General features: G+C 74.3%; 14 protein-coding genes and 1 pseudogene. 9 read left to right on the top strand and 6 right to left on the bottom strand.

The annotated features are described in order from the left end of the window. A pseudogene (locus ACIQOV_RS11615) lies at nucleotides 1–141 on the bottom strand (IS701 family transposase); the annotation flags it as partial. Between the two features lie 196 nt (nucleotides 142–337). On the opposite strand from ACIQOV_RS11615, the gene ACIQOV_RS11610 reads away from it, so the two are divergent. The 4 genes from ACIQOV_RS11610 to ACIQOV_RS11595 are packed head-to-tail and all read left to right on the top strand — an operon-like array spanning nucleotide 338 to nucleotide 2,722. Continuing rightward, nucleotides 338–754 carry a hypothetical protein gene (locus ACIQOV_RS11610; protein ID WP_401047566.1) on the top strand — a complete coding sequence of 139 codons (417 nt, stop codon included), beginning with the start codon at nucleotides 338–340 and terminating at the stop codon, nucleotides 752–754. Further along, complete coding sequence (locus ACIQOV_RS11605; protein WP_401047564.1) at nucleotides 751–1,407, top strand: hypothetical protein; 657 nt, start codon at nucleotides 751–753, stop codon at nucleotides 1,405–1,407. The genes ACIQOV_RS11610 and ACIQOV_RS11605 overlap by 4 nt, the downstream gene beginning before the upstream one ends. Beyond that, the gene (locus ACIQOV_RS11600; protein WP_401047562.1) at nucleotides 1,371–2,213 is read left to right on the top strand and encodes a hypothetical protein; all 843 of its coding nucleotides are present in this window, start codon (nucleotides 1,371–1,373) and stop codon (nucleotides 2,211–2,213) included. The genes ACIQOV_RS11605 and ACIQOV_RS11600 overlap by 37 nt, the downstream gene beginning before the upstream one ends. Continuing rightward, on the top strand, nucleotides 2,210–2,722 hold the full coding sequence (locus ACIQOV_RS11595) for a GNAT family N-acetyltransferase (protein ID WP_401047560.1): 513 nt from the start codon (nucleotides 2,210–2,212) through the stop codon (nucleotides 2,720–2,722). The genes ACIQOV_RS11600 and ACIQOV_RS11595 overlap by 4 nt, the downstream gene beginning before the upstream one ends. Here ACIQOV_RS11595 and ACIQOV_RS11590 read toward each other — a convergent pair. Beyond that, complete coding sequence (locus tag ACIQOV_RS11590; protein ID WP_401047556.1) at nucleotides 2,692–3,231, bottom strand: oleate hydratase; 540 nt, start codon at nucleotides 3,229–3,231, stop codon at nucleotides 2,692–2,694. The genes ACIQOV_RS11595 and ACIQOV_RS11590 overlap by 31 nt on opposite strands. Nucleotides 3,232–3,417: 186 nt before the next feature. Here ACIQOV_RS11590 and ACIQOV_RS11585 point away from each other — a divergent pair, with 186 nt between their 5' ends. Next, nucleotides 3,418–3,966 carry a universal stress protein gene (locus ACIQOV_RS11585; protein ID WP_401047553.1) on the top strand — a complete coding sequence of 183 codons (549 nt, stop codon included), beginning with the start codon at nucleotides 3,418–3,420 and terminating at the stop codon, nucleotides 3,964–3,966. Nucleotides 3,967–3,972: 6 nt separating this feature from the next. After that, the gene (locus tag ACIQOV_RS11580; RefSeq protein ID WP_401047551.1) at nucleotides 3,973–4,389 is read left to right on the top strand and encodes a hypothetical protein; all 417 of its coding nucleotides are present in this window, start codon (nucleotides 3,973–3,975) and stop codon (nucleotides 4,387–4,389) included. A 52-nt stretch (nucleotides 4,390–4,441) separates the two neighbouring features. On the opposite strand, the gene ACIQOV_RS11575 is transcribed toward ACIQOV_RS11580, so the two are convergent. The 3 genes from ACIQOV_RS11575 to ACIQOV_RS11565 all read right to left on the bottom strand — a co-directional run bounded on the left by ACIQOV_RS11575 (nucleotide 4,442) and on the right by ACIQOV_RS11565 (nucleotide 6,619). Continuing rightward, on the bottom strand, nucleotides 4,442–4,870 hold the full coding sequence (locus ACIQOV_RS11575; RefSeq protein WP_401047548.1) for an RNHCP domain-containing protein: 429 nt from the start codon (nucleotides 4,868–4,870) through the stop codon (nucleotides 4,442–4,444). A gap of 29 nt (nucleotides 4,871–4,899) precedes the next feature. Next, nucleotides 4,900–5,268: an RNHCP domain-containing protein gene (locus ACIQOV_RS11570; protein ID WP_380549823.1), complete on the bottom strand. Its 369-nt coding sequence runs from the start codon at nucleotides 5,266–5,268 to the stop codon at nucleotides 4,900–4,902. A gap of 367 nt (nucleotides 5,269–5,635) precedes the next feature. After that, nucleotides 5,636–6,619: a S1C family serine protease gene (locus tag ACIQOV_RS11565; protein WP_401047545.1), complete on the bottom strand. Its 984-nt coding sequence runs from the start codon at nucleotides 6,617–6,619 to the stop codon at nucleotides 5,636–5,638. A gap of 185 nt (nucleotides 6,620–6,804) precedes the next feature. Between ACIQOV_RS11565 and ACIQOV_RS11560 the strand changes: the two genes are divergently transcribed. Both ACIQOV_RS11560 and ACIQOV_RS11555 read left to right on the top strand, forming a co-directional pair. After that, nucleotides 6,805–7,824, top strand: a complete 1,020-nt coding sequence (locus ACIQOV_RS11560; protein ID WP_401047544.1) for a Clp protease N-terminal domain-containing protein — start codon at nucleotides 6,805–6,807, stop codon at nucleotides 7,822–7,824. 53 nt (nucleotides 7,825–7,877) lie between these two features. Next, a complete protein-coding gene (locus ACIQOV_RS11555; protein ID WP_401047541.1) occupies nucleotides 7,878–8,558 on the top strand; it encodes a GPP34 family phosphoprotein in 681 nt (226 codons plus the stop codon). Between the two features lie 89 nt (nucleotides 8,559–8,647). Here ACIQOV_RS11555 and ACIQOV_RS11550 read toward each other — a convergent pair whose 3' ends face one another. Next, complete coding sequence (locus ACIQOV_RS11550) at nucleotides 8,648–9,064, bottom strand: DUF3592 domain-containing protein (RefSeq protein WP_401047539.1); 417 nt, start codon at nucleotides 9,062–9,064, stop codon at nucleotides 8,648–8,650. 164 nt (nucleotides 9,065–9,228) lie between these two features. On the opposite strand from ACIQOV_RS11550, the gene ACIQOV_RS11545 reads away from it, so the two are divergent. Beyond that, the coding region (locus tag ACIQOV_RS11545) for a right-handed parallel beta-helix repeat-containing protein (protein WP_401047537.1) at nucleotides 9,229–10,196 on the top strand (968 nt) is incomplete at its 3' end.

Genomic DNA, 10,196 nt, shown 5'->3' with positions numbered 1-10,196 from the left:
CGGCGCCAGCAATCCGCGCATGTAGGCCAGCGCCGACTCCCGCGGCTCGCTTCGCGCGAACCGGCGCGCAAACCGCTCATGCAACCCGGCAAGCCCGTCCGACCATCGCCGAGCATCGACCTCAGATATGTCCCCACCCATGACAGGAGCAACGACCGACCTGAACAACCGTCACGGTAGGCACCGTTGCAGTACTAGCCCCCACGCCCGCCCGCCTCCTGGGCGACCACGAACTCCCGGCCCGTCGGAATGGGTCATGCCGGGCCGGGTCTGCATTCCCTCACAGCTGCTCTTCCCCGTCGGGGTGAGCAGCGCCAACCCCCGATTGGAGAGGCCCGTGAGCATCACCACCGAGTCCGGCGTCGAGCTGGACGAGTTGGGCAAGTTCTTCACCGTCACCGCGCGCCGGATCGACGCGGGCGAGGTCGCGCCGGAGATGTTCTCCGCCGCCATCGACGCCGCGTGGCACCGGCTGGCCACCGACCCGGCCGCGCACCAGGCGTTCACGCTCCGGCACGCCGGCCGCACGCTCGCCCACGTGGAGAGCGCCGGTTCCGGCTTCATCTCGTGGGTGGGCGCCTACGAGGAGGCGTACGGTCCCCTGCCCGAGGTCTGGTTCACCGACGCCGACGGCATGGTCAACGCCGAGGCCCTGGCCCGGTACCGCGAGACGGGCGAGGTCTGGGCCGAGTGGAACTGCTCGCCCGAGCCCGGCGACGGCGACGACCTCGTGCCGGTGGCGACCAGCCGGTGATCACCGCACCATCCGACGGGGCGTCCCGGCCGACTGCCGGGGCGCTCCGCCTCGCCGAAGCCCGGACGGAGAACCCCGTCAGCGTGGACGTGGACGGCTACCTCGCCGGGCTGTACGAGCACTGCCCGTTCCTCGGGCCGTCCATCCGACGCGGCATGACGGGGTGGACCGTCCACGAGATCGCTCCGGGCAGCCACCGGTACGCGGTGGAAGCCGAGTTGTTCTACGCCGGGGTCCAGGCCGCGGAGTGGGTCCGTCCGCTGATGCCTCGGCCGTACGGTGTCCTCACGTGCGAGAACGTCGTGCTGGTCGGGCACTGCGAGGGGGCCGAGCACCGCGAGCTGATGGCCTGGCCGCACTGGGCGCTGAAGCACCTGTACGCGCAGGTCGGAGTCATGTTCGGCAAGTTCCCCCAGGGCACTGTCGAGCGCGGCCGGTGCGGGCAGGGCATCCCGCCGCCACCCTTCTCGTTCCTCCCGGTCCGGGCGGGAGTGCGGCCCCTGGACCCGAAGTTCCTCATGGAGACGCCCGATCTCGCCGCAGCGCTGGCCGTCGCGGCGGATGACGGCCGGGACGTCTTCGAGCACATCCCTTGCGAGTGGAAGGCAGTTCGAGAATGGGCACGTTCCTTGCCGAGGCCGGAGAAGCGCTGAAGGCTGCGGAGGCCGTCTGCGGGCCGCTGGAGCTGGCGGAGATCAGCAACCGCCGGGGCTCGGCGGTGTGGAAGGCCACCGGCCCGCGCGGAGTGGCGAGCATCAAGCTCGGCACCGGCGAGGCCGCCGAGGTCACCGCCCGCGAAGCCTCCGTGCTCGACCAGCTCCCCGGATACACCGTGACCTCCGGTCGCTTCGCCGACGGCGTCTGGTACGTCACCCCGTGGCTGGCCGGCCCCTCCACGTGGCAGGTCTTCCGGCCCCTGCGCAAGGGTGACGGCGGGAAGGAGGAAGCCCTCGCCGCCGCCGTCGGACTGTGCCGCGCCGTGGCCGACCTCCACGCCGACGGGTGGGTGCACGGCGACCTCCAGCCCGCGCACGGCATCCACGGCGAGGACGGCGTGCGCCTCCTCGACTTCGCCTGGACGCGGCGGTTCGGCAGCACCCCCTGGCCCACGTTCGACGGCACCATGATCCACCTCACCGCGCCCGAACTCGCCGCCCGGATCATCAACGGCCCCCAACCCGTCGAAACGACCCGCACCGCCGACGTCTACGCCCTCGCCGGCACCCTGTGGACCTGCGCCACCGGCACGTGGCCGCTGGACTACGCGACCGCCGGCCTCGAAACCGGCGCGCCGGTGGAGGCGATCCGCAGGGCCATCGCCCACAGGGCCGTCCCGATGTCCACCGCGATGCCCTGGCCCGCCCTCCAGACCCGGCTGCGCTACGTCCTTCTGGCGGCCCCCGACGACCGGCCCGCCGCCGCCGAACTGGCGAAGCTGATCGAAGCGGTGGACGGGTGATCGAGCTACGGGAGCTGGGCCCCGGAGATGACGGGGCCCTGCTGCGGATCTACAGCGCGGAGTCGACCAGGTACCTGGGCCGGGCCCCGATGGACGCCGACGAAGCCCGCCACTGCCTCCGCGACATCGTGGCCGCTGCGGAACAGTTGCCGCGCACGCTGTACGTGCTCGGCCTCGTCGTGGACGATGACCTCCTCGGGGTCGTCAAGCTCCACCGGGACCGCCCCGTTGCCGCAGTCAGCTACATCCTGCGGGCGGACACCTGGGGCCGGGGCTACGCGACCGAAGGGGTTCGGCGGATTCTCGACATCGCCTTCGGTCACCTCGCCCTCCCGAAAGTCCGCGCCAAGCACCGCACGGACAACCCCGCCTCCGGCCGTGTCCTCCTCAAGACCGGCTTCATACCGACCGGCGAGCACAACGGGTTCATCTTCTACGCCATCCATGCCCCCGGCAGGCCAGCGGCTGCGCAAGCAGCTCATCGACTCGGGGGAATCCCTACACCGTGACGGCCGTCCCGGCCCGCCGCTGCCATGGCAGCCGATCCCGCTGCCGGGCCACACGAGGATGCCCTGATTCTGCGAGACTCCGTTGCTTGGGGAATAGTCCGGTAGACGAAGTGCTTCTCGTGTCTGCCCAGGTCAGGGTAGAGGTGTAACGATGTAGCCTCTCCCTTGAGCCAGTAGAACTCGTCCAGCACGGACGCGCCCTCGATCTCCAGCGACGGCACCGAGCGGAAGAGGTCCCACAGGCACTCCATGTGGTCCTCCAGCTCGCGCCCGCCGCGGACCACGAAGCCCTTCTCGGGCACCTCGATCCCGTCCAGCGCGCCGCCGGCCAGCTTGAGCCGCTCCAGGATCGTGATCCGCTCGCCGGGCACCTGCCCGTCCCGGACCAGGAAGGCCGCCCCGGCCAGCGCCGCGAGCCCCGACCCCACGAACCACGCCCGCTTGCGCTCGGCCCCCTCGGGCTTCCTCGGCCGGGCGAACGCCTCGTAGTTGCCGCTGCTGAAGTACAAGCCCGTGCTCCCTGGAACGTTCGACATCGAACCGCCCGTCGGGCATGCCGCATCCCGGCGGGCCGCGTATGGAGCGCGTTGGGAACACCGGCCGGAACGTCAGGAAGCCGTCAAGGAGAGCAGGTCAGCCCCGTCGCGGCGGTTGGGTGGAGGACGACGGCGAACACGACCACACGAGGACGGATCATGCACGGCAACGGGAGTTCGAAGGCCGCCCCCAGGGTGGTGGTCGGGGTCAGCGGGTCGCTGGGAAGCCTGGCCGCCCTGCACCGCGGCGTCGCCGAGGCCCGCGACCGCGGCGCCGTCCTGGTGCCGGTGCTCGCCTGGGAGCCGCCCGGCGGCGAACACGGCTACCGCCGCTCGCCCTGCCCGCCGCTGCTCGCCGCCGTCCGGGAGGCCGCCGAACGGCGGCTGCGGGACGCCCTCGACGAGGCCTTCGGCGGCGCCGACCCCGGCGTGCCGCTGAGCCCGGTCGTGGTCCGCGGCGAGGCCGGACCGGCCCTGCTGCACATCGCCGACCGGCCGGACGACCTGCTGGTCCTCGGGCGCAGCGGCGGCCCGCTGCACCGCCGGCTGCGGCGATCGGTGCCCGGCCACTGCGCCCGGCGGGCGGGCTGCCCGGTGCTGACCGTCCCGGTGCCCGAGCTGCTGCACGACCTGGAGGCCCTGCACCGGCGCACCCGATGGCACCTGCCGGTCGCCACCGAGCGCGAACTCGCCTCGATGCAGCGGTAGTCCGCGGTGCGGATGTACTCGGCCCGGCCCGGCGGACGGCGCTACCGCCCGGTGCTCGACCGGTTCCCGGACGGCACCTCCGGCGCCGTCGCGCTGCTCGCCGGCGGCGCTCTGGCGCTCGCCCTCGGCGCTGTCGGTGAACTGCACTCCGGCCCGCTGCCGTCCCTCGCCCACCTGGCGCTGTGCGCCCTGGTCGGCCGCCGCTCCCGGCCGGTGGACGCACCGCTGATCGGCCTGGCCGCCTGGCTCTGCCACAACGCCTTCTCCGAACACCGCCACGGCGAACTCGGCTGGGCGGGCCCCGGTCCGGAGGTCGGGCACTACGCGCTGTTCACCGCCGCCGCGCTGCTGGCGGCCCTGTCCGCGGCCCTCCCGCGCCGCACCGTACGGGCGTTCCCGCGGCGCCCCGACGGCTCGCGCTGAGGCGCCGCCCACGGACGGTCCGCCCGTTCGGACGGACCGTCGCGGGGCGCGCCTACAGGGTGAGCAGGGTGCGGTGGGCCAGGATGGTGTCCCGCAGGGGCCTGAGGGCGAGGCGGACCAGGGTCAGGGCGTTGTCGTCCCCGGCGATCCGATTGGCGCTCAACTCGCCGCAGGACAGGCACTGGTGGATGATCATCCACTCGCCGTCGGCGCGGACCGACAGGCTCAGCGCGGTCATCCGGCCGCCGCAGTCGGCCGCCCGGTCACCCGGTGTCCGGCCGTCGACATGACGGCTGGCCAGGCAGTTCGGGCAGTGGTTGCGGTGGGCGCTGCCGGGGGCGTCCACCGGGACGTCCAACCGGCAGTCCACGCAGCGGAAGGCGTGCGCCCGGTGGCCGCCCCGTCCGTGCAGGACGTCCTTGTACCGTTGCGGGCGGCGTTCCCGCCGGCCCCGGCCGCCGGTGTTCTTGTGTCGTGGCACGGTTCGGTGCTCCCTCTTCTCCGCGTGGTTCAGAGGGTGCCGAACGCTTCGAGCGGGAACGGCGGTTGGGCGAGCGGCCGGACGGCCATCCGCATCAGGACGAGCTGGTTGTCGTCCGTGCGGACGGGCGTGGACGTCAGCTCGTCGCAGCGCACGCACCGGTGGACGACCGTCCAGTCACCGGTGCGCAGCACGGCGATGGCGATCGGCGACATCCGTCCCAGGCACTCGCTGGGACCGCCCTCGACGTGGTCGAGGACGTGTCGTGAATGCAGGCAGGACGGGCAGTGGTTGCGCCGCGTGCCGTCGGCGGCACAGGTGGAGACGGTCAGACCGCACCAGGTGCAGGCGAAGGTGGAGGTCTTCAGAACGGGGGGCGTGCTGGAGGTGCTGGACACCCGGGGTGCTCCTTGCTGAGGGGTTTCTGCGATGGCAGCAAGAGCAGGCCGAGTGGCCTCGACGGTTCGTCGGGCGGTGGTCGTCAGCCGGCGTGGCGAGGCGCACTCGGCGCGAGGCGGGACATCAAGACACCCTCTCCGGTCGGGCGGTGGCCCGGGTCGATCGGTACGGAACGGCGTCAGCGTAACCACACCGGTCGCACGGGCGCCAACGGATTTTCGTGCCACCGGATTTCCGTGCCAAAGGATTTCCGTGCCACCGACCCTCGCCGCCACGACGGGATAAGGGCGCGCACGATCTGCGTATGCAGATGACCAACGTGCCGCGGCCGGCGGCCCCCGATCCCGCCCGGGTCCCGGGCCGTGGTCAGTCGTCGACGGGCAGCTCCGTCGGGACGGCGAGCACGTCGACCAGGGCCTCGCCGCGCAGGACGGTCAGCGGCAGCGGGCGGCCGATCGCGTCGGCCAGCATCAGGCGCTGGAGGGCCTGGGCGCTGCCCATCGGCTCGTCGTCGGCGGTGAGCAGCAGGTCGCCCTCGTGCAGCCCGGCGCGGTCGGCGGGCGCGCCGGGCACCACCTCGACGATGCGCAGGCCGGTGGGCTGCCCGGTGCGGTGGCGCAGGGCGGGCGACAGGGGCGCGGGCACTCCGGCGAGGCCGAGGTAGGCGCGGCGGATCCGGCCGTCGGCGAGCAGGGCGGCGACGATCCGGCGGCTGGTGGCGTCGATCGGGACGGCCAGGCCGAGCCCGTTCCCGGCCACCGCCGTGGTGATGCCGACGACCTCGCCGTTCGCGGTGGCCAGCGCGCCGCCGGAGTTGCCCGGGTTGAGTGCGGCGTCGGTCTGGATCACGTTGTCGATCACCCGCGCGGTGCTGCCGGAGCGGGCCGGGATCGAGCGGCCGAGCGCGCTGACCACGCCCGCTGTGACCGTCCCGGCCAGCCCCAGCGGGTTGCCGACGGCGACGACCAGCTGTCCGACCCGCAGGCCGGTCGCCTCGCCGAGTGCCACCGGCTTCGGGGTCGGCCCGTCGGCGCGCAGCACGGCGAGGTCGGAGAGCGGGTCGGCGCCGATGGTGTGGAACGGGGCGGTGGTGCCGTCGGCGAAGGCGAGCGTGCCGGCGTCGGCGTGGCCGACGACATGGGCGTTGGTGAGCAGGAACCCGTCCTCGGTGAAGACCACGGCCGAGCCCAGCGCCGTGCTGAACCAGCCGCCCCGGCCGCGCCGGGGGACCTGCAGCGCGGCGACCCGCGGGGTCAGCGTGGCGGCCACGGTGGTGACGATCAGGGAGTAGGCGTCCAGCGGGGTCTGTGCCTCGGGGACCGGGCTCGGCCCGGGGAGCGTGTCGGCCATGGTGCTCACCTCTCTCGCGGGCGTGGTTCTCACGATGGCACCAGGTGGCAACAACACCGGGGCGCCCGGTCTTCCGCGTTCTTGCGCAGGTGCCGTCCTGACGCGTTCTTGACGTGCGGAAAATTCCCAAGAGAAGGAAAAGCGGGAATATAGTTCGAGTAAAGCCGTAGTCGTGGGAGGGGCCGATGGACACGACCATGCTGGAGCCGGACTGGCACGCGCTCGGCGGGCCGGGGGACGGGCCGCTGGGGACGGAGCACCTCCTGGTCGCCGTGGCCGGGGAGACGGGCCCCGCCGGTGCGGCCCTCGCCGCGGCCGGGGCGGGGGCGGACACCCTGCGCGCCCTGGTCCGGGAGCGGAAGGGGCGCTGGACGGCCGACGACGGGCCCGCCGCCGTGCCCGACCGGGAGGCGCCCGGCGCCGTCGGGGCGGACGGCCGGCCGCTGAGCGGGGCCGCCGCCCGGGCACTCGCCGTGGCGACGGAGCGCGCCCGCCGGGACGGCGAACCCGCCTGCACGGCCGCACACCTGCTGCGGGCCCTGCTCGCCGACGGGAATGCCGGGAACGGCGCCGGGGGTGACGGGAACGCCGGGAACGCCGGGCGCGGCGCCGGGAGTGACGGGAACGCCGGGCGCGGCGGCGCGAACGGCGCCGGGCCCGACCGGACCCGCGCCGCCGAACTGCTGCGCGCGGCCGGCGTCGCGCCGCAGGCCGTCCTGGACCGCCTCGACGGTGCCGTGCGCCAGAGCGGTGACCTCGACCCGCTGCTCCACCCCACCCGGGAGACGCTGCTGGCCCGCCGCGGCCACCGGGCCCCGCGCTGGAAGCGCCTGCTACGGCCGGGCCCGTCCGGCCCGGCGGCCTGGATCCGGCCGGAGGCCGACGCCCAGGCCGAGCGCCTCGGCCGCCGGACGCCCGGCACCGAGCACGTTCTGCTCGCGCTGCTGGCCGTGCACGAAGTGGCCCGCCACGAGCCGGGGTTGGCGGCGGAGGACGGCGCCGGCGAGCTGCTCGCCGGGCTCGGCCTCGACTACGCCCGGGCGTACGCCGCGCTCGACTCCGGTGGGGTGACGCTGCCCGCCGACCCGCGCGCGGTCGAGGCCTATCTGACCGAGGTCGCAGGTCAGGGCACCGATCGGCTGGTCCGGGCGTTGCTGGAGGAGGACACCCGGGCCCGGCGTCTGGTCGAAGCCCTGCGCGGCTGAGGCGCCGGCGGGTCGGTGAACCGCGACACGGAGAAGAGAGGAAGGGACACCCGATGCACGTCACCCTCGCCGAGGAGCTGAGGCTGCTGTCGCTGGACGACGAGTCCGGCGTGGCGAAGGACGCCCCCACCGCCGCCTGGGCCGCCGCGGGCGGCATCCTGGCCGAGCTGGTGCTGGCCGGGCGGGTCACGATCGAGGACGGCCGGCTCACCGTCACCGACCGGACCCCGACCGGGGAGCCGCTGGTGGACGGCCGGCTGGCCAGGCTCGACGCGTGGGCCGCCGGCCGCCGCTCCGGCAGGGCCAAGGCGGGCGACTGGCTGACCAAGGACCGGTCCACGGCGGTCGCCGACACGGTCGGGCGGCTGTGCGAGCGCGGCCTGGTGGTCGAGGAGCGGCGCCGGGCGCTGGGCCTCTTCCCGGTCCGCCGCTACCCGGAGGCGGACGGCAGCGTGGAGCGGGAGCTGCGCGGGCGGCTGGCCGCGGTCGTGCTGAACGGCGCCGAACCGGACCTGCGCACCGCCGCCCTGGTGGCCCTGCTGCACGGCTCCCGGCTGCACCGGCTGGCCTTCCCCGAGCTGCCCCGCAAGCAGGTCGAGCCGCGTTTCGCCGAGATCGCCGCCGGTGACGGGGCGGCGGAGTCCGTCCGCGAGGCGATCCGGGCCGTGCAGCTCACCATGGCCGCCGTCTCCATCGCGGCCACCGTGGCGGCGACCACCGCCGCCACCGTCTGAGCACGCCGGGCGGGCTGCCCGCGGAGCCGTGCGCGGCCCGCCCGCCCGTGTGGGCCGCCCGCCCGTGTGCGCCGCCCCGTTCGGACCGTTCAGAGCACCGCGGCGCCGAGGGTGATCGAGCCGAGCACCACCAGCAGCCCGAGCGCGAGGAACCCGTACTCCAGCCCGGCCCGCTCCCGCCCGTCCACCAGCACCTGCCGCGGGTCCGCCGGGTCGTAGCGGACCGGGACGAAGCCGCCGTCCGGTAGCGGGTGGCGGGCGGTGGAGGGGACGGGGGAGAAGACCTCGACCACCCGGCCGTCCTCGGTCTCGAACTGGAGCAGCGGCCGCGGCGGCAGCGTGCGGTCCTCCGGTGCCGGGGCGCGTTCGCGCACCAGCGCCCGCACCGGAACGCCGACCCGGCGCAGCCGCCGCAGTTCACGCAGGCCGACCACCCCGGCGAGGTAGGCGACCACGCCGCCCAGCGCACCGAACACCACCACGGCGAACCCGGCCGTTCCGCCCACCGCCGCCTCCCTGTCCGAGACTCCCCCAGGGCTCCAGTATCACGCTGCCGGGGCGCTCTTGACGTCCCGGAATGGTCCAGTCCACGCTGAGCGACGGCATGTTCCTGTCACTACCGGGCCGCCCGCCGCCCGCCCGGCCCCGACCACCGCAAGGAGCACCGTCCGTGACCAAGCGCCCCGCCGTCCTCGTCGCGCTCACCGTCCTCACCCTCGGCTGCGCCGCCCCCGCGGCCGTGGCCGCCCACCCGGCCGCCCCCGCGGCCGTCGCGGCCGTCGTCAAGGTCGGCACCGCCAAGCAGCTCCAGAGCGCGCTCGCCGCCGCCGTGCCCGGCCGGACCATCCAGCTCGCCGACGGCACCTACTCCGGCAACTTCAAGGCCACCGCCCCCGGCACCGCCGCCGCCCCGATCACCCTCACCGGCTCGGCGAAGGCCGTCCTCACCACCCCCACCGGCGGCGGATACGGCCTCCACCTCGACGGCGCGAGCTACTGGACCGTCCAGGGGCTGACCGTCACCGGCGCCCAGAAGGGCATCGTGGCCGACTCCGCGGACCACGTGGTCCTCGACGACGTGACGGTCCACCACACCACCATGGAGGGCGTGCACTTCCGCGACTCCAGCGCCTACGGCACGCTGCGCAACTCGCGCATCCACGACACCGGCCTCGGCCGGGACGGCATGGGCGAGGGCGTCTACGTCGGCACCGCCAACACCCTGACCGACCGCAGCGACCACGTGCGGATCACCGGCAACACCTTCGGCCCGAACATCGGCGGCGAGAACGTCGACCTCAAGGAGGGCACCACCGGCGGCCTGGTCTCCGGCAACACCTTCGACGGCGACGGCCTCACCGGGCGCAACTCCGACGACTCCTGGGTCGACGTGAAGGGCAACGACTACGTGATCGAGAACAACACCGGCCGGCGCACCACCGATGACGGCTACCAGACCCACAGCCTCCGGCCGGGCTGGGGCTGCGGCACCGTCTTCCGGGGCAACCGCTCCGACCTCACCGGCGCCACCGGCCCGGACCGGTACGCGATCGACGTGACCGACTACGACGCGGCGACGTGCAAGGTCACGATCGGTGCGGGCAACACCGTCACCGGGGGCCGGGGCCTGGTCAACCC

This window comes from Kitasatospora sp. NPDC091257, from assembly GCF_044757675.1.
GTDB lineage: Bacteria > Actinomycetota > Actinomycetes > Streptomycetales > Streptomycetaceae > Kitasatospora > Kitasatospora lactacystinica.
Note: the sequence above shows the minus strand (reverse complement) of the source record. Positions and strands in the feature narration are given on the sequence as shown.

Excerpts from the sequence above, each read along its gene's own strand:
- ACIQOV_RS11555 (WP_401047541.1), top strand. The coding sequence starts at position 7,878 with ATGCACGTCACCCTCGCCGAGGAGCTGAGGCTGCTGTCGCTGGACGAC.
- ACIQOV_RS11600 (WP_401047562.1), top strand. The coding sequence starts at position 1,371 with ATGGGCACGTTCCTTGCCGAGGCCGGAGAAGCGCTGAAGGCTGCGGAG.
- ACIQOV_RS11565 (WP_401047545.1), bottom strand. The coding sequence starts at position 6,619 with ATGGCCGACACGCTCCCCGGGCCGAGCCCGGTCCCCGAGGCACAGACC.
- ACIQOV_RS11560 (WP_401047544.1), top strand. The coding sequence starts at position 6,805 with ATGGACACGACCATGCTGGAGCCGGACTGGCACGCGCTCGGCGGGCCG.
- ACIQOV_RS11585 (WP_401047553.1), top strand. The coding sequence starts at position 3,418 with ATGCACGGCAACGGGAGTTCGAAGGCCGCCCCCAGGGTGGTGGTCGGG.